Origin of the sequence: Xanthomonas pisi DSM 18956 (assembly GCF_001010415.1) — a bacterium.
Classification (GTDB): domain Bacteria; phylum Pseudomonadota; class Gammaproteobacteria; order Xanthomonadales; family Xanthomonadaceae; genus Xanthomonas; species Xanthomonas pisi.
In genome coordinates this window covers 13,266-31,419 of the sequence record NZ_JPLE01000007.1, presented here as the reverse complement: position 1 = coordinate 31,419, position 18,154 = coordinate 13,266, and the positions used below count along the sequence as shown (strand labels likewise).

General features: G+C 67.7%; 14 protein-coding genes and 1 other RNA gene. 2 read left to right on the top strand and 13 right to left on the bottom strand.

The genetic code is table 11. The annotated features are described in order from the left end of the window. Positions 1–75: 75 nt before the first annotated feature. Genes Y887_RS01180 through mraZ form a run of 11 tightly spaced genes read right to left on the bottom strand, consistent with a single transcriptional unit; the run spans position 76 to position 12,858 of the window. The gene (locus Y887_RS01180) at positions 76–1,032 is read right to left on the bottom strand and encodes a D-alanine--D-alanine ligase (protein ID WP_046962613.1); all 957 of its coding nucleotides are present in this window, start codon (positions 1,030–1,032) and stop codon (positions 76–78) included. Next, on the bottom strand, positions 1,029–2,462 hold the full coding sequence (gene murC / locus Y887_RS01175) for a UDP-N-acetylmuramate--L-alanine ligase (RefSeq protein ID WP_046962612.1): 1,434 nt from the start codon (positions 2,460–2,462) through the stop codon (positions 1,029–1,031). Before murC ends, Y887_RS01180 begins: the two co-directional genes overlap by 4 nt. Continuing rightward, positions 2,459–3,751, bottom strand: coding sequence for an undecaprenyldiphospho-muramoylpentapeptide beta-N-acetylglucosaminyltransferase (gene murG, locus Y887_RS01170; protein WP_046962611.1), 1,293 nt, complete (start codon positions 3,749–3,751; stop codon positions 2,459–2,461). The genes murC and murG overlap by 4 nt, the downstream gene beginning before the upstream one ends. Continuing rightward, the gene (gene ftsW / locus Y887_RS01165; RefSeq protein WP_046962610.1) at positions 3,748–5,127 is read right to left on the bottom strand and encodes a putative lipid II flippase FtsW; all 1,380 of its coding nucleotides are present in this window, start codon (positions 5,125–5,127) and stop codon (positions 3,748–3,750) included. Before ftsW ends, murG begins: the two co-directional genes overlap by 4 nt. Continuing rightward, entirely contained in the window at positions 5,127–6,212 is a 1,086-nt protein-coding gene (mraY, locus tag Y887_RS01160) for a phospho-N-acetylmuramoyl-pentapeptide-transferase (RefSeq protein ID WP_005991584.1), read from the bottom strand. Before mraY ends, ftsW begins: the two co-directional genes overlap by 1 nt. Then, the gene (locus Y887_RS01155) at positions 6,202–7,695 is read right to left on the bottom strand and encodes a UDP-N-acetylmuramoyl-tripeptide--D-alanyl-D-alanine ligase (protein ID WP_046962609.1); all 1,494 of its coding nucleotides are present in this window, start codon (positions 7,693–7,695) and stop codon (positions 6,202–6,204) included. The genes mraY and Y887_RS01155 overlap by 11 nt, the downstream gene beginning before the upstream one ends. Continuing rightward, positions 7,692–9,167 carry a UDP-N-acetylmuramoyl-L-alanyl-D-glutamate--2,6-diaminopimelate ligase gene (locus Y887_RS01150; protein ID WP_084725891.1) on the bottom strand — a complete coding sequence of 492 codons (1,476 nt, stop codon included), beginning with the start codon at positions 9,165–9,167 and terminating at the stop codon, positions 7,692–7,694. The genes Y887_RS01155 and Y887_RS01150 overlap by 4 nt, the downstream gene beginning before the upstream one ends. An 8-nt stretch (positions 9,168–9,175) precedes the next feature. Beyond that, a complete protein-coding gene (locus Y887_RS01145) occupies positions 9,176–11,038 on the bottom strand; it encodes a peptidoglycan D,D-transpeptidase FtsI family protein (protein ID WP_046962607.1) in 1,863 nt (620 codons plus the stop codon). A gap of 55 nt (positions 11,039–11,093) precedes the next feature. After that, the gene (gene ftsL / locus Y887_RS01140) at positions 11,094–11,357 is read right to left on the bottom strand and encodes a cell division protein FtsL (protein ID WP_005991913.1); all 264 of its coding nucleotides are present in this window, start codon (positions 11,355–11,357) and stop codon (positions 11,094–11,096) included. Then, positions 11,354–12,397 (bottom strand): 16S rRNA (cytosine(1402)-N(4))-methyltransferase RsmH, encoded by a 1,044-nt coding sequence (rsmH, locus tag Y887_RS01135; protein WP_046962606.1) that lies wholly within the window; start codon positions 12,395–12,397, stop codon positions 11,354–11,356. Before rsmH ends, ftsL begins: the two co-directional genes overlap by 4 nt. A 14-nt stretch (positions 12,398–12,411) precedes the next feature. After that, positions 12,412–12,858: a division/cell wall cluster transcriptional repressor MraZ gene (gene mraZ, locus Y887_RS01130; RefSeq protein ID WP_046962662.1), complete on the bottom strand. Its 447-nt coding sequence runs from the start codon at positions 12,856–12,858 to the stop codon at positions 12,412–12,414. Positions 12,859–13,181: 323 nt separating this feature from the next. Here mraZ and Y887_RS01125 point away from each other — a divergent pair, with 323 nt between their 5' ends. After that, positions 13,182–13,955 (top strand): NRDE family protein, encoded by a 774-nt coding sequence (locus Y887_RS01125; RefSeq protein WP_046962605.1) that lies wholly within the window; start codon positions 13,182–13,184, stop codon positions 13,953–13,955. 970 nt (positions 13,956–14,925) lie between these two features. Here the strand turns inward: Y887_RS01125 and rnpB are convergent. Together rnpB and rsmI are read right to left on the bottom strand one after the other, a co-directional pair. After that, positions 14,926–15,352, bottom strand: an RNA gene (rnpB, locus tag Y887_RS18195) — RNase P RNA component class A. Positions 15,353–15,518: 166 nt separating this feature from the next. After that, complete coding sequence (gene rsmI / locus Y887_RS01120) at positions 15,519–16,340, bottom strand: 16S rRNA (cytidine(1402)-2'-O)-methyltransferase (RefSeq protein ID WP_046962604.1); 822 nt, start codon at positions 16,338–16,340, stop codon at positions 15,519–15,521. An 82-nt stretch (positions 16,341–16,422) separates the two neighbouring features. On the opposite strand from rsmI, the gene Y887_RS01115 reads away from it, so the two are divergent. Continuing rightward, on the top strand, positions 16,423–18,153 hold the full coding sequence (locus tag Y887_RS01115) for a penicillin-binding protein activator (RefSeq protein ID WP_046962603.1): 1,731 nt from the start codon (positions 16,423–16,425) through the stop codon (positions 18,151–18,153). The last annotated feature ends 1 nt before the right edge of the window (position 18,154 follow it).

The window sequence follows — 18,154 nt, the reverse complement described above, 5'->3', positions numbered from 1 at the left end:
TTGGGGATTCGCAACGGCATTAGCAACGGCAACGGCGCGCATGGCGTCGCTGTTGACCAATCCCCAATCCCGCCGTCATAGCGTCTGCTCCAGCACGCGCCAGACCAGCGCTTCGAAATCGATGCCGAGCTGACGGGCGGCCTTGGGCACCAGCGAGTGGCTGGTCATGCCGGGGGCGGTATTGACTTCGAGCAGATACAGCTGGCCGCTGCTGCGATCGCGCATGACATCGACCCGGCCCCAGCCACGTGCACCGGCGGCACGGAACGCATCCAGCGCAAGCTGGCCGATCTGTGCTTCGGCGTCGCCATCCAGCCCCGGGCACAGGTACTGGGTGTCGTCGGCCAGGTACTTGGCGTTGTAGTCGTACCACTGGCCCTTGGGCACGATGCGGATCGACGGCAGCGCGGTCTCGCCCAGGATGGCCACGGTCAGCTCGTCGCCTTCGATCAGTTGCTCCATCAACAGTGCGCCGTCGTAGCGCGCGGCCAGCAGCACGGCTTCTTCGAGCTGCGCCTGATCGAACACGCGGCTGACGCCGACGCTGGAGCCTTCGTTGGCCGGCTTGACGATCACCGGCAAGCCGATCTGCCGTGCGGCGGCGTGGATCTGGTCTGCGCTGGCGCCGGCAGCCAGACGCGCGTAACGCGGCGTCGGCAGACCCAGCGACAACCACACCTGCTTGGTGCGGATCTTGTCCATGCTCAACGCCGAGCCCAGCACGTCGGAACCGGTGTACGGGATACCGAAGGCTTCCATCAGGCCTTGCACGATGCCGTCTTCGCCGCCGCCGTTATGGCCGTGCAGCACGTTGAAGACGCGATCGAAGCGCTGCGCGACCAGCGCCTGCGCCAATGCGGGAATGCCGTCGACCGGCTGCGCATCGACACCGCGCGCGCGCAGTGCGTCCAGCACGTTGCTGCCGGAATTCAACGACACTTCGCGCTCGGACGAGGTGCCGCCAAGCAGCACGGCGACGCGTCCGAACGCGGCCGGATCGTTGCTGCGTGCAGCGGCGATCGGCGCGCTCATGCCTGCTCTCCGACAAAACCGTGATTGATGATGTGCTGGGCGACGTAACCGATATCGCCGGCGCCCATCATCAACAGCAGGTCGCCGTCCTGCAGCACGTCCGGCAGCACCTCGGCCAGGCCGGCGATCTGGCCGACTACCACCGGCTCGCTGCGGCCGCGCGCACGGATGGCACGCGCCAGTGCGCGCGAGTCGGCGCCGGGAATCGGCGCTTCGCCGGCCGGGTAGACCTCGCTCAACACCAGTGCATCGACGGTGCTCAGTACGGCGGCGAAGGCATCGAACTGATCGCGGGTACGGCTGTAACGGTGCGGCTGGAAGGCCACGACCAGACGCTTGTCCGGCCAGCCGCCGCGGGCGGCGGCGAACACCGCCTCCAGCTCGCGCGGATGGTGGCCGTAGTCGTCGACCACGCGCACACGTGCGCCGTTGCTGGTGGTGACTTCGCCCAGATCATTGAAACGGCGACCGATGCCGGCGAAGTTTTCCAGCGCGCGCGCAATGGTCTGCGGCTCCACGCCGAGCTGCCAGCCGATCGCCGCGGCAGCCAATGCGTTGAGCACGTTGTGCCGGCCCGGCAAGGCCAGCGTCACCGGGGTGGTGGTGCCTTCGGGCAGGCGCAGCGTAAAGCGCATCCGCGGGCCGTCCTGCACCACGTCTTCGGCGCGCACGTCGGCGTTTTCGCTCATGCCGTAGCTCATGACGTGACGCGGCGTCTTGCCGGCCAGTGCAGCCACTTCCGGGTCGTCGATGCACAGCAGCGCCAGGCCGTAGAACGGCAGGCGCTGCAGGAATTCGGCAAAGGCGGCCTGCACGCGGGCGAAGTCGTTGCCGTAGTTCTCCAGGTGATCCGAATCGATGTTGGTAATCACCGCCATCAACGGATTCAGGCGCAGGAAGCTGCCATCGCTTTCGTCGGCTTCGGCCACCAGCCACTGCCCGCCACCGAGCTTGGCATTGGCGCCTGCCGCCAGCAGTTGCCCGCCGATGACGAAGGTCGGATCCAGCCCACCTTCGCTCAACACGGCCGCAGCCAGGCTGGTGGTAGTGGTCTTGCCGTGCGTGCCGGCCACCGCGATGCCGCGACGGAAGCGCATCAGTTCGGCCAGCATCGCCGCACGCGGCATGATCGGGATGCGCTGGCTGCGCGCTTCCATCAGCTCGGGGTTGTCTTCGCGGATCGCGCTGGACACCACCACGCAATCGGTCCCCAGCACATTGGCCGCCGAATGCCCGCGCATCACGCGCGCACCGAGCTTGGCCAGGCGGCGCGTGGCCGCATTGTCGGCGTTGTCCGAACCGGAGACCTCATAGCCCAGCGTCAGCATGACCTCGGCAATGCCGCTCATGCCGGTGCCACCGATGCCGACGAAATGTACGCGCGGAAACGCGCGCACCAGATCGCCGCTGTCCTGCAGACGGCGGATCACGCGGCACCTCCTGCGGAGGTGCCGGGATTTGGGATGGCAAGCCTTCGGCTGTCGAAGAGCGAGCGGGATTGGAGATTGGTGGCGATCAACTGCGCGGAGCGGTCGCCATTATTGGATGTCTGCATGCTGTCCTGCTTGTGCTGTTGCTCTTTACGAATCCCCAATCCCGAGTCCCCACTCCCGGCTTCCTGCAGAATGATGTCGGCGATACGCTCGGCGGCATCCGGCTTGGCCAGGGTGCGGGCGGCTTGCGCCATCGACAGGCGGCGTGCCGGGTCGGTGAGCAAGGTCTGCAAGACCTGCTGCAGGCGCACGGCCAACGTATCGTCCTGCTTGAGCAGTACGGCGGCGTCGGCGCCGACCAGGTATTCGGCATTGCGGGTCTGGTGATCGTCGACGGCGGCGGCAAAGGGCACCAGCACGCTGCCGATACCGGCGGCGCACAGCTCAGCCAGGGTAGAGGCGCCAGCGCGGCACACCACCAGGTCGGCCCAGGCGTAGGCGGCGGCCATGTCGGCGATGAACGGTTCGACGCTGGCATTCACCCCGGCCTGCGCATAGGAGGCCTCGGCTTCGCCGCGCAGCTTCTCGCCGCACTGATGGCGCAGCTCGACATCCGGATGCCCGAGCGCCGCCAGTGCCGCGGGCACTGCCTGATTCAAGACACGAGCGCCCTGGCTGCCGCCAAGCACCAAGACCCGCACCGGCCCACCACGCCCGACCAGACGTGCGGCCGGTGCCGGAAGCGCAGCGATTTCCGCGCGCACCGGGTTACCCACCGCTTCTTCGCCAGCGAAGCTGCCCGGAAAACCGGTCAGTACACGCCGCGCAAAACGCGACAGCACCTTGTTGGTCATGCCGGGCGCGCGATTTTGTTCGTGGACGAGCAACGGCACGCCGAGCAGGCGTGCAGCCAGGCCACCGGGGCCTGCCGCAAAGCCGCCGAAGCTGACCACCGCGCGCGGCTGCCGCTTGCGCAACACGAAGCCGGCAGCGCGCACGGCGCGCATCACCCGCACCGGTGCGCCAAGCAACTTGATGACGCCCTTGCCACGCAAACCGCTGATGGCCAGCGTGTCGATCTGGAGATCGTGCTGCGGCACCAGCCGCGTTTCCATCGCACCGTCGGCACCCAGCCAGGTCACCGGCACGCCGCGCGCACGCAGCACCTTGGCCACCGCCAGACCCGGAAAAATATGCCCACCGGTGCCGCCAGCCAAGATCATGACGGGGCGGCTGCCCGCAGATGGCGTGGCCGAGGTTTGCGAGGAAGCCGCCTGCACGCTCATGCAATCCTCCCGAAGGTCGGTTCCACACGCGGTTGCATCCGGCTGGTGCCGCGCAGGATGGCCGAGGCCGGCGCCACCGAAGGCGCTGCAGCTGGCGCCGCTGCCACCGGCGCCGGTGCTGCAGCGGTCTCGCGCTGCGGCTTGCGCCCAGCTGCATACGCCGGCGGCACGGATTCGACCACCGGCTCGGACGGCTCGGACGGTGCAGTGCCCGCACCCTGCGGCGACAACTTGCTGCGCAGGCGCTCGGCACGATCCATTTCGTAGGACACGCGCAGCAGCAGACCCATCGCCATGCAGGTCATCAGCACCGACGAACCGCCGGAGGAAATCAGCGGCAGGGTCAGGCCCTTGGTCGGCAGGATGCCCAAGTTCACGCCGATCGACACGAAGCTCTGCATCGCCACCCACAACCCAATGCCGAAGGCCACGTAGCCGGAGAAATGACGCTTCATTTCCACGCAGCGCATGCCCACCCAGAACGCACGGCCGACCAGCAGCGCATACAGGGACACGACACCGCAGACGCCGATGAAGCCGAGCTCTTCGGCGATCACCGAGAAAATGAAGTCGGTATGCGCTTCCGGCAGGTAATTGAGCTTCTGCACCGACGCGCCCAGGCCCACCCCGATCCACTCGCCACGGCCGATGGCCATGAGCGCATTGGACAGCTGGTACCCCGAGCCGAGCTGATCGACCCACGGATCCATGAAGGAGGTGACGCGCCGCATGCGGTACGGCTCGAAGATCACCAGCGCCACCAGTGCCGGCAGCAGCAGCAGGATCGGCAGGATGATGCGTCCGATCGGGGCGCCACCGAGCACCAGCATGCAGGCAGTGACGCTCAACAGCAGCATCGACGAGCCGAAGTCCGGCTGCAGCAACAGCAGCGCCACCAGAAAGCCGACCACGAACACCGGCTTGAGCATCGCCTGCCAGGTCGCATTGACCTCGTCGCGAAAGCGCACCAGGTAACTGGCCAGCCAGATGATGTAGAGCACCTTGACCGCTTCGACGACCTGGAACCGCGACACGCCCAGGTTGATCCAGCGCCTGGCGCCATTGACGGTGCTGCCCAGGCCAGGCACGAACACCACGATGAGCAGCAGGAAACAGGCCAGCAGCAGCATCTGGTTGTGCTGCTCGATGGTCTTGAGCTCGGTGCGCATCGCCCAGAACGCCAGCCCGATGCCGACACCCAGGAACAGCAGGTGGCGGGTCAGGTAATAGAAGGGGCTGGCTTCCAGCTCGATCGAACTGGACGCCACCATCACCACGCCCAACGAGGCGAGCGTGACCGCCGCGCCGAGCAGCCACGGGTCGTAACGGCCGCCGATGGCGTCCAGTCGTGTGGCCTGGCGGGACATGTCGTTCATCAGCGCACCTTCAACGTGGCAAGGCCGATCAGCACCAGCACCACCGAAATGATCCAGAAGCGCACGATCACGCGCGGCTCCGGCCAACCCTTGAGTTCGAAGTGGTGATGGATCGGCGCCATGCGGAACACGCGCTTGCCGGTGAGCTTGAAGCTGGCGACCTGGATCATCACCGACAGCGTTTCGATCACGAATACGCCGCCCATGATCACCAGCACCATTTCCTGGCGCACGATCACCGCGATGGTGCCCAGCACCGCGCCCAGCGACAGCGCGCCGATGTCGCCCATGAACACCATGGCCGGATAGGTGTTGAACCACAGAAAGCCCAAGCCTGCCCCGGCGATCGCCGAGCAGATGATGATCAGCTCGCCGGCGCCCGGAATCAGCGGGATCTTCAGGTATTCGGCGAACACCACGTTGCCCGAGGCATAGGCGAACACGCCCAGTGCGCACGCCACCAGCACGGTGGGCATGATCGCCAGGCCATCCAGGCCGTCGGTGAGGTTCACCGCGTTGGAGAAGCCGACGATCCAGAAATAGGCGATCACCACGAAGCTCACGCCCGCCAGCGGCAGCGCGATCGACTTGAACATCGGAATGTAGAACGTGATCGCCGCCGGTACGTCGGCGGTGTAGTACAGGAACAGACCGGCGGCCAGGCCGAAGATCGACTGCAGCAGATACTTCCAGCGCGACTTCAGACCGTTGGGATCGCGCCGCACGATCTTGATCCAGTCGTCGTACCAGCCGATCGCACCGAAGCAGAGCATCACGGCCAGCACCAGCCACACATAACGGTTGCGCAGATCGCCCCACAGCAGCACCGACAAGGTCACGGTCAGCAGGATCAGCGAGCCGCCCATGGTCGGCGTGCCGGCCTTGGAAAAATGCGTCTGCGGGCCATCCTGACGGATCGGCTGGCCGCCCTTGAACTGGGCCAGCTTGCGAATCACCGCAGGTCCCATCCACAGCGACAGGAACAACGACGTCAGCGCCGCCAGGATGCCGCGGAAGGTCAGATAGTTGAACAGCCCGAACAGGCTCTCCAGTTGCTGCAGCCAACGGGCCAACTCAAGCAGCATGGGATGCGCCCTCCGCCGGTGCGAGCAACGCGGTGACGATGCGGTCCATGGCGCTGCCGCGGGAGCCTTTGACCAGCAGCGTGGGCGGAAATTGCGCGGTGGTGGCGACAGTCTGCGCCGCCGCACCGGTGTGTTCGTGCATCAAAGAAGATTCCTGCGTTTGAGTCTGCGACGTGGCGACCTGCGCCAGATCCGCCTGCAATGCCGTCGCCAATGCGGCATGGGTGGCAAACACGCGACCGCCCTCGCCGAACGCCTGCGCGGCCGCGGCACTGAGTTCGCCCAGTGCGTACAGGCGCTGCAGCCTGGCCGCGCGTGCGCGACGTCCGGCAGCGGCGTGCAGCGCTGCGCCTTCGGGGCCGAGTTCGCGCATGTCGCCCAGCACCAGCCAGCCATCGCCCGGCGCGGCGGCCAGTGCATCGATGGCCGCATCCAGCGAGCCGGGGTTGGCGTTGTAGCTGTCGTCGATCAGCACTGCGCCACCGGGCAGGCGATGGGCGATCTGCCGGCCGGCCACTGCCCGCGCCTGTGCCAGGCCGGCGGCAATGATCGGCAGCGCGATCCCCGCGCCCAGCGCCAATCCGGCGGCAGCCAATGCGTTGAGGACGTTGTGGCGACCCGGCAAGGGCAGCGCAATCTGCGCCTCGCCCTGCGGTGTCACCAAGGTGAACTGTGCGCCATCGGCCTGCAGTCGCAGCTGACGTGCACGGATGTCGGCGCTGGCCTGCAAGCCATAGCGCAGCACGCGACGGCCCTGCACCGGCTGCGCCTGAAGTTGCTGCTCGAACCAGGCGCCGAAGGCATCGTCGGCATTGATCACCGCCACGCCATCGGACGGCAGCGCGGTGTAGATCGCCCCCTTGGTCCGTGCGACGCCGAGCAGGCTGCCCAGGCGCTCCAGATGCGCCGGCGCGATGTTGTTGACCAGCGCAACCTGCTGCCGCGCGATGTCGGTGAGGTAGGCGATGTCGCCCGGCTTGCCGGCACCCATTTCGTAGATCGCGACATCCGCATCGTCGGGCGCGGCGATCACCGCCAGCGGCAAGCCGATTTCGTTGTTGCGGTTGCCCGGGGTGGCGTAGACGGTCGTACCGTCGACCCGCCCTGCTTCGGTCAGGATGGCCAGCAGCAGCGCCTTGACGCTGGTCTTGCCATTGGAGCCGGTCAAGGCGATCACGCGGGTGGCACGATCGCGCTGCATGCCGGCGGCAATGCGCGCCAGCGCCAGCTCGGTGTCGTGCACCAGCACCTGCGGCACGCTCAAGGTCGGCAGCAGGCGCTCCACCAGCAAACCGCTGGCGCCCTGCGCAAGTGCATCGGCAGCGAAGTCGTGCCCATCGAAACGCTCGCCGCGCAGCGCCACATACAGGCTGCCGTGGGACAACGTGCGCGTATCGTTGCCGACCGCATCGATCATGGCATCGTCACCGTGCAGCTCGCCGCCGGCCCAATGCGCCATCAACGACAACGGGGTGAGCTTCATGCGCGCACTCCCAGCACGGTGCGCGGCAGCAAGGCCTGCGCCGCCACCGCTGCATCGTCGAACGCATGCTGCACGCCGGCGACTTCCTGGTACGCCTCGTGGCCCTTGCCGGCGATCAGCACGATATCCGACGCGCTGGCCATGGCGATGGCCTGATGGATCGCCGCGGCGCGGTCGCGCTGCACGATGGCAGCATCCGGGCGCGCAAAGCCGCGCACGATATCGGCAACGATGACGTCGCCATCTTCGCCGCGCGGGTTGTCGTCGGTGACGATCGCCACATCGGCATTGAGTTCGGCGATGGCGGCCATCTGCGGGCGCTTGCCGGTGTCGCGTTCGCCACCGCAACCGAACACGCAGATCAGCCGGTCCTGCGCATGCGAGCGCAGGCTGGTCAGCGCCTGTTCCAGCGCGTCGGGCGTGTGTGCGTAGTCGATCACCACCAGCGGTGCGCCGTGCGCGCCGCCGAGGCGATTCATGCGGCCGTGGATGGGCTGCAGCTGGCCCAGCACCTGGGCGATCTGCACCGGCGCATAGTCCAGCGCATGCAACGCACCGGCCACCGCCAGCAGGTTGTCCACGTTGAAGCGGCCCAGCAAGGGCGAATGCACGGCGTGCACGCTGGCATCGATCCGCAGCGCGAAGCTGATGCCGTTGTGATCCAGCTGCAGTGCGTCGGCACGCACCGTGGCGCCACCCTGCCCGCGCGAACTGACCCCGATCGCGCGCAGCGCAGGGTCGAGCGAGGCCAGCAGCGTGCGGCCGAACGCATCGTCCAGATTCACCACCGCAGCCTGCAACCCGGCACGCGTGAACAGCTTGGCCTTGGCCGCGCCGTACTGCGCCATATCGCCGTGGTAATCGAGATGATCGCGGGTGAGATTGGTGAACACCGCCACGTCGAAATGCACCGCATCCACGCGGCCCTGATCGAGCGCGTGCGAGCTCACTTCCATCGCCGCGGCCTGCGCGCCTTCGTCGCGCAATTGCGCCAGCAATGCATGCGTGGGCAGCACCAGCGGCGTGGTGAACCCGGTCGGTACGGTCGCGCCGTACAGACCCACGCCCAGCGTGCCGAGCGTGCCGGTGGGCGTACCGAGCAGGGTCAGCGCCTGCGCCAGCAGCTGCACGGTCGAGGTCTTGCCGTTGGTACCGGTGACGCCCACCATCTGCAACGTGCGCGACGGATGACCGTGGAACTGGTCGGCCATGCTGCCGAGCCGCGCGCGCAGGCCGGGCACGGCGATGGCGTCGGCCGGTGCCGGCAACGCGTCCGGTGCGGGCGGCTCGAACAGCACCACTGCCGCGCCATTGGCGCGCGCCTGTTCGACAAAGCCAAGCCCGTGCGCGCCGAAGCCGGCGATCGCCACGAATGCATCGCCCGGGCGCACCGCACGGCTGTCCATCACCAGGCCGGACACCTGCACATCGTGCGCGAGCGTCAGCTCCGGCAACAGCTGCGACAGCGGCATGGTGCGGCTCACTGACGGCTCTCCTGCAACGGGGCAGGCTGCGCAGGTGCAGGCGGCGGTGCGATGGCGGTCGGAATGCCGGCCGATACTTCGTCCACCGGGTCCGGCACCAAGGCCGGATCCAGATCGGCCGGCTGCGGCTTGACGATCGGTTGCCCGGTCTTGCCGGCGGCCTGCGCGGCCAGCCACGACTGGATGTCGTCCGGCGGCACGTCCATCAATCGCAGCGCGCCTTCCATCACCTTGTGGAAGACCGGCGCCGACACCAGGCCGCCGTAATACACCTTGCCCTGCGGATCGTTGATGACGATGACGGTGGCAAAGCGCGGCCGCGTCGCCGGCACCAGACCGGCGAACAGCGCGTTGTAATGCCCGCGCTCGTAGCCGTTGGCGCCGTTCTTGCGCGCGGTACCGGTCTTGCCGGCCACGTGATAGCCCAGGATCGCCGCGCCCTTGGCGCCGCCCTGGGTGACCACGGTCTCCATCATGTCGATGACCTGGCGCGCCACCTCGGGGGTGATCACCTGACGGGTCTCGTTGTGCTGGCCACGCACGAAGGTCGGCGGCGTCAGCTTGCCGCCGTTGCCCAGCGTGGCGTACGCCTGCGCGATCTGCAGCGGCGTCACCGACAGGCCGTAGCCGTAGGACATCGTGGTCTTGGACGGGCCGCTCCAGCGCGCCGGCTGCAACACCACGCCGGCCGATTCGCCAGGAAACCCGCTGTGCGGCGCACTGCCGTAACCGAAGTTGCGGATCGACTGATAGAAGGTCTGGTCCGGCACCTTGGCCGCGATCTTGGCCGCGCCGATGTTGGAGCTGCGGGTGATCACGCCGGTGACGTTGAGGACGCCGTTGTTGCGCGGCACATCGCGAATGGTGAAGCGTCCCACCGACATGTAACCGGGGTTGGTATCGATGACGGTGTCCTTGGTCACCACGCCGGCGGTCAGCGCGGTGGCCACGGTCAGCGGCTTCATCGTCGACCCCGGCTCGACCAGATCGGTGACGGCGCGATTGCGTCGTGCCGACGGATTGATGCCGGTGACCGAATTGGGGTTGTAGGTGGGCAGGTTGACCATCGCCAGCACTTCGCCGGTGGCCACGTCCATCACCACCATCGACCCGCCGGCCGCGTTGTTTTCCACCAGCGCGTTGCGCAGTTCCTTGTAGGCAAGGAACTGGATGCGACGGTCGATGCTCAGCGTCAGGTCCTTGCCCGGCTGCGCCGGACGCACCAGGTCCACGCTCTCCACGATGGCGCCGCGCGCATCGCGCACCACCTTCTTGGAGCCGGGCTTGCCGCGCAGCCATTCGTCGAAGGCCAGCTCCAGCCCTTCCTGGCCGCGGTCGTCGATATTGGTGAATCCCAGCACATGGGCCATCGCTTCGCCTTGCGGATAGAAGCGACGGAACTCGCGCTGCGAGAACACGCCGGGGATCTTCAGATCGACAATGGCATGCGCCTTGTCCGGGTTGATCCGGCGCTGCAGGTACATGAATTCCTTGCCGGCCTTCTGCGCCAGCCTGGCGTTCAACTCGTCCAGCGGCTGGCCGAGCGCCTTGGCCAGCTCGGCAATGCGGTCGGGGTTGCGCAACAGTTCCTGCGGATTGACCCAGATCGATTCCACCGGCGTGGACACTGCCAGCGGCTCGCCGTTGCGGTCGGTGATCATGCCGCGCGAGGTCGCGATCGGCAGCTCGCGCAGATAACGCGCTTCGCCCTGGCGCTGGTAGAAATCGCGATTGACCAGCTGCACGAACGCCGCCCGGCCGATCAGCGTCACCGAGCACAGGCCCAGCGCGATGCCGACCAGGGTCAGGCGACCACGGAGATTGAAGTTGCTGCGGGGGCGGTTGCGGCCGGCCTTCACCACACACCTCCCGGTGCACAGCTGCACCGTACAAAGTGGCTGTGCTGCTGCTTTGTCATGGGCGCACCACCACGATGTCGTTGGTCTCCGGGAACTTCATCCCGATGCGCGCACGCGCGACCTGATCGACCCGGTTGCTTTCGGCCCAGGTGGCCTGCTCCAGCTGCAGCCGGCCGAATTCGATATTCAACTCGTCACGCGTGTGTTCGAGCTTGGACAACTGCACGAACAACTTGCGATGCATGTGGCGCATGTACACCACCCCGATCGCCGAGGCGATGCTGCAGGCAAGCAGCACGATCAGCAGCAGGCGGCTCATTGGGCGTCTCCTTGAGACGCCGGGATTGGGGATTCGGGATTCGGGATTCGCTCAGAGCGCTTTTCCAATCCCGAATCCCGAATCCCCAATCCCAGCTTCTCAGCCACCCGCAACACCGCGCTGCGGGCGCGGGGGTTGACGTTCAACTCGGCATCGTCGGCCTTGATCGCACCGCTGATCAGCTGCAGCGTCGGCACGAACGGCTGCGCTTCGGGCAGGCGGCGGTTGCTCGGCGGGGCCTTGGCGTAGCGGGCCATGAATTGTTTGACGATGCGGTCTTCCAGCGAATGGAAGCTGATCACCGCCAGGCGGCCGCCGGGCTTGAGCGCGGCCAACGCCGCATCCAGCCCGGCTTCCAGATCGTCCAATTCGCGATTGATGTAGATGCGGATCGCCTGAAAGCTGCGTGTGGCCGGATGAGTCTTGCTGTCGCCGCGCGGCATCACCGAGGCGATCAGCTCGGCCAGTTGCGCGGTGCGCAGCAACGGCTGCTCGGCGCGGCGTGCCACGATGGCGCGTGCGATACGGCGGCTCTGGCGCTCTTCGCCATAGGTCCACAGCACATCGGCGATCTCGCGGTCGCTGGCATGCGCCAGCCACTCGGCCGCGCTCTGGCCGGCGTCCGGGTCCATGCGCATGTCCAGCGGGCCGTCCTTGCCGAAGCTGAAACCGCGACCGGCCACGTCCAGCTGCGGCGAGGACACGCCCAGATCCAGCAGGATGCCGTCGACGGTGGCAGCGGCGACCACCTGGCCGAGCCCGGCGAAACTGCCGCGATGGATGGACACGCGCGCATCGCCACCGAACGTTTGTTCGGCCACCGCGATCGCTTCAGGGTCCTTGTCCATCACCAGCAGTCGACCTCCCGGGCCGAGGTGTTGCAGCACGCCGCGTGCGTGTCCGCCACGCCCGAACGTGCCATCGAGATAGGTTCCGCCTTCGGTCACCTGCAGGCCATCCAGAACCTGCGTGTACAGCACCGGCACATGGGCCGCCGGCGGCTGCGACACCGGGTGACCGGGCTGCGCTTCACCGCGCATCCGGGCACCCCGGCTCACAACCTGAGATCGAGCAATTCATCGCCCAGATCCCCGTCAGACAATGTCTGCTGGATCAGTGCGCGATGTGCCTGCTCGCTCCAGAGTTCGAATTTGTCGCCCATGCCGAGCAGCACGGCCTTCTTCTCGATGCCGACCGCGTTGCGGTGGCTGGCCGGAATGCTCAGACGGCCATTGCCGTCCAGCTCCAGCACGGCGGACGAACCCACCAGTTTTTGCTGCAGCGTGCGGACCACGCGCTGGGTGTTGGGCTTGGACATCACATCGTCGCGCACCCGCTCCCACTCCTTCTCCGCATACAGCCACAGGCAACCGGCTTCGAACGGGTTGTAGGTGAGCACAAGGCGGTTGGCACTCACACGCGCGACCAGGTCGCGATACGCGGTTGGTACCGCCATGCGCCCCTTGTCGTCCACCGTGATGGCAGTCTCGCCCTGAAACACCGAATGCAACCTCGAATACCCGCTGGGGGATCATTGAACCACGAAAAACCACAAAACACCTGGTTTTCCCTCCGATGCCCACCTTAGCAGCGCGTCAAAGGTTGTCAACAGTTTTCAAGATCACAAATCGCCAGTCGCATCAATGAGTTGCAGCACTCTTTAGAGACTTGTTCAAAGCTTATCCACAAGTTGCTGTTTCGCCTCAGATTTTGAGATTGAACGAAAATTCAGGGCCGTGAAGGCCATGTAAACCCGACCCCCGTCTCACTTCACGCTGCGCCAGCTGCACCCCGCCACTGCGCAAACGGGCGACAATCGAGGGCATGTGCCTGGTCGCTCTTGCCTGGAAAACCCACCCGCGCTGGCGCCTGCTGCTGGCCGGCAACCGCGATGAGTTCCACGAACGCCCCACCGCACCGCTCGCGCAGTGGGGGGCGCCTGCCGATACCGTGCTGGCCGGGCGCGACCTGCGCTCGGGCGGGAGCTGGGTCGGGCTGGGCGGCAACGGCCGTGTGGCCGTGGTCACCAACGTGCGCGACCCGCTGGCCACCATGTCCGGGCGCTCGCGTGGGCATCTGATCGCCGACTACCTATCCGGCAGTGCCGACGCTGCCGCCTATGCCCGGGAACTGGCCGCCGCCGCACACGCCTTCCCACCGTTCAACCTGTTGCTGTGCGACGCCGAGCGCTGCGAGCACCTCAGCAATCACCCGCCGTTGGCCCGCGCCCTGGCTCCCGGCATCCACGGTATGTCCAATGGCCCGCTGGATGCCCCGTGGCCCAAGACCGCTGCACTGACTACGGCCCTGCACGAGTGGTGCGCCGCAGGTGCCGAAGACCTGCACCCCTTGTGGACCGCCTTGGCCAACCCGGCCGTCGCTCCCGACGACGCCCTGCCTGACACCGGCGTGGACCAGGCCACCGAACGCCTGCTCTCGGCTGCCTTCATCACCGGCGCCAGCTATGGAACCCGCGCCAGCACCATCGTCGCGGTGGACCACCAGGGCAGCGGCTTCATCCACGAACGCCGCTTCGGACCGAACGGGATCTTCCAGGGCGAGAGACGGCTGGAAATTCAGGAAGACCGGACTGCGTAGCGGGGCGACGAGGCCAGAGACACCGGGCCAGGCCCGCGTATCGATCCCCGTAAGCCGGGAGGAGGCAGACCGCCTCGCTCTCTTCTCCCGCAAGCGGGAGAAGGTGGCGCGCAGCGCCGGATGAGGGGGCCCGCCACGCATTCCCGCGATGCCCCCATCCGCCCTGCGGGCACCCTCCCCCGCAAGCGGTGGAAGGCACATCCCCACGGAACTCCTGGTTCCGGGATTGCCCTCTTTCCCGTAAGCCGGGAGAAGGCAGCCGCCTCGTTCTCCTTCTCCCGCCTGCGGGAGAAGGTGGCGCGCAGCGCCGGATGAGGGGCCGCCACGCATTCCCGCGATGCCCCCATCCGCCCTGCGGGCACCTTCCCCCGCAAGCGGTGGAAGGCACATCTCTCCGGAACTCCCGGGTTCTGGGGCTGCCCTCTTTCCCGTAAGCCGGGAGAAGGCAGCCGCCTCGCTCTCTTCTCCCGCCTGCGGGAGAAGGTGGCGCGCAGCGCCGGATGAGGGGGGCCCGCCACGCATTCCCGCACTGCCCCCATCCGCCCTTCGGGCACCTTCCCCCGCAAGCGGTGGAAGGCACATCCCTACTGAACTCCCGGGTTCTGGGACTGCCGTCTTTCACGTAAGCCGGGAGAAGGCAGCCGCCTCGCTCCCCTTCGCCCGCCTGCGGGAGAAGGTGGCGCGCAGCGCCGGATGAGGGGGCCCGCCACGCATTCCCGCACTGCCCCCATGCGCCCTGCGGGCACCTTCCCCCGCAAGCGATGGAAGGCAGGTATCTCTGAAACCCGACGCTCCAGCAGGGCAGCCAGGTGCAAGCCCCCTTGAGTCAAGGGGCGCGGCGGCGACTGCGGGGGTTCTGGCATGCCCGGAGCGGGACCCGCGTTTTGTACCGCCATCGGCGATACGAAGCGTGGGCGCTGCAATACGAAGCGTGGGCGCTTTCGATAAAGGCGTACGCCCAAACGAAAGGTGGCGGAGCCGGCCGATAAGCCGGGTTCTGTCGTGGACAGTCATTCGTCTAGGCGCTACGTCACCGCAGCGCTCAAGCAACCTACCCGGATCCAGCGCGGGCCACGCCAATGGATCCCTATTTGGTCTTGCTCCAGGTGGGGTTTGCCGTGCCGGTCCGTTACCGGACTCGCGGTGCGCTCTTACCGCACCATTTCACCCTTACCGGCCCCTCGCCCCCCCCCTGCGACCTCCGAACGCACTTGGCGATGCTGGGCATCGCCGACACGTTTCAGTGGCGGCAGAGGGGTGACGAGGGACGTAGGCGGTATCTTTCTGTTGCACTTTCCGTCGGCTTGCGCCGCCCAGGCGTTACCTGGCACCTTGCCCTATGGAGCCCGGACTTTCCTCGGCACCCTTGCGAGTGACGCGACTGTCTGGCCGACTCCGCCGGGGCGCACTATACGCTATCGCCCCCCTTGCAGAACGGCGCAGCGCTGCCAGCCCCGCCATTGCCGGTAGGCCCGCAGTTGCCCGTAGGAGCGCACCCGGGCGCGAGAGGCCTTACCGAGAAAAATCCCAGTGCACGTCAACGTGCCTCCTGCAACAGCACACCTAGCCGCCATACAAGGCCTTGCGTGGCGCACCGGTCAGCTCGGCGGCCAGCTTGGCGGCGGTGGAAGGCGGCAGGTGTTCGGCGAGTTTGGCGTAGACGCGGCGCCCCTCGGCCAACTGGCCGTCGGCGGCGTCGGCGGCGCCCTGCACCATCACCACGAACTCGCCCTTGCGCTGGTTGTCGTCGGCTTCGACCCTGGCCTGCAGCTCGGCCAGGCTGCCGTCGAGCACGGTTTCGAACAGCTTGGTCAGCTCGCGGGCGATCACCGCCGGGCGCTCGTCGCCGAAGGCCCCGCGCAGGTCGGCCAGCGACTCGACGATGCGGTGCGAGGACTCGTAGAACACCAGGGTGCGGGTTTCCCCGGCCAGGTGCGCCAGCCGCTCGCGGCGGGCGGCACTCTTGGCCGGCAGAAATCCCTCGAAGCCGAAGCGGTCGCTGGGCAGGCCGGCGACGCTGAGGGCGGCGATCGCCGCGCAGGCGCCCGGCACCGGGCTGACCTTGATGCCGGCGACGCGGGCGGCGCGCACCAGCTTGAAGCCGGGGTCGCTGACCAGCGGGGTACCGGCGTCGCTGACGATGGCCAGCGAGTCGCCCTCGCGCAGGCGCGCCACGATGCGCTCGGACATCGCCTCTTCGTTGTGGTCGTGCAGGGCCAGCAACGGGCGGTCGATGCCGAAATGACTGAGCAATTGGCGGGTGTGGCGGGTGTCTTCGGCGCAGATCGCGGCCACGCCACGCAACACCTCCTGCGCGCGCGGCGACAGGTCGGCCAGGTTGCCGATCGGCGTGGCGACCACGTGCAGGGTTCCAGGGGACATCATCAGCGGTCTTCCGGGGGCAAAGGGTAGAATCGTAGCGGTTTTCAACGGACCGCCCTGGCGGCCCCTGTCCAATGGATCTGAAATGAACAAGCGTGTTGCAAGGATCTCCGCCCTGTCGGTACTGGTCATGCTGGCGGCCGGTTGCGCCACCAGCAGCGTCACCCAGACCGCCTCGCCGACGCAGAGCGCGGCGCTGGCGTTGCTGGACCAGGGCAAGCCGCGCGAAGCGGCGCAGCAGCTGGAAGCCGAAGCTGCCGGTGCCAGCGGTGCGCAGCGCAGCCGTCTGCTGGCGGCCGCCGCGTTCGGCTGGCACGACGCCGGCGACGATGCCCGTGCACGGACGCTGCTGGCACAGGTCAATGCACGCCATCTGAGCGGGGAAGAACGTGCCCGCTTCGGGCTGCTGACCGGCGAGCTGGCGGTGATCGACAAGCAAGGTGCGCAGGCGTTGCAGGCCTTGGGCGATAGCCCGCAAGGGCTGACGCAGCCGCTGCAGACGCGCTGGCTGCTGGCACGCGCCGCTGCGCTGGAAGCCACCGGCGACCTGTTCGGCGCCGCCGCCGACCGTGCACGCGCCGATGCCAGCCTGACCGGCACGCCCCGTAGCGAAAACCAGCGCGCCATCGTGCGTCTGCTGGCAGCGCTGGACGATGCCACGCTCAAGGGCCGTACTGCCGCGCTGCCAGCCGGCGACCCGCTGTACAACTTCGCCGGCCGCGCGTTGATCAGCCGCGGGCTGGCGCTGCCGCGCGCGTTCGATCGCGATGCGCAGTGGGGCTTCGACACCAGCAAGCGGCCGCCCGCCGAGCGCGATGGCTATCGCCCGCCGATCAAGCTGGCCGTGCTGCTGCCGCTCACCGGCAACCTGGCCACCGCCGCCGCGCCGGTGCGCGACGGGCTGCTGGCTGGCTACTACGCCGAAACCCGCCGTCGCCCGGAGGTGCAGTTCTTCGATACCGCCGGCACCGCTGCCGGTGCCAATGCCGCCTACGACAAGGCGGTGAGCGCCGGTGTCGATTACGTGGTCGGCCCGCTGGGCCGCGACGAAGTCAGTGCGTTGTTCGCGCGCGGCCAGCTTGCCGTGCCGGTGCTGGCGCTCAACCGTCCCACCGACAACAAGGCGCCGCCCAGCGGCAGCGCGGGCTTCTCGCTGGCACCGGAAGACGACGGCATCATGGCCGCCGAATACCTGCTCGCGCGCGAACGCCGCAACGTGCTGATCGTGGGCACCGGCGACGACAACGGCAAGCGCACCATCAAGGCCTTCCGCGACCGCTTCACCGAACGAGGCGGCACTGTCGCCGGCAGCATCAGCGTGGCCGATGCACCGGGCGACATCGGCGCGCAGCTGCGCACCTACGGCACTGCCGATGCGGTGTTCCTGGCAGTGCGCGGCAACACCGCACGCGCGCTGGCACCGCAGCTGGCGTTGAGCGGGTTTGCCGGCAAGTCGCGCGTGGGCACCTCGCAGCTGGTCGCCGGCACCGGCAAGGTCGAAGACGACCTGGCGCTGGACGGCATCGTCTACCCCAGCGAAACCTGGACCGCGCTCGGCGTCTCCGGCCTGCCGGCGGCCAGCCAGGTCGCCAGCACCCTGCCGAGCGCGCGCGGCCCGGCCGCACGCCTGTTCGCGTTCGGCTATGACGCCTGGAAGATCAGTGCGTATCTGGAAAAGCTCGCCACCGGTACCGATGGCGGCCTGCGTGGCGCCACCGGCACCTTGCACCTGGACGGCTTCGGCAATGTGCTGCGCACGCCGGCCTGGTCCACCTTCAACGGTGGCCGCCCGGTGCCGATCGCCGACGGCCGCTGAG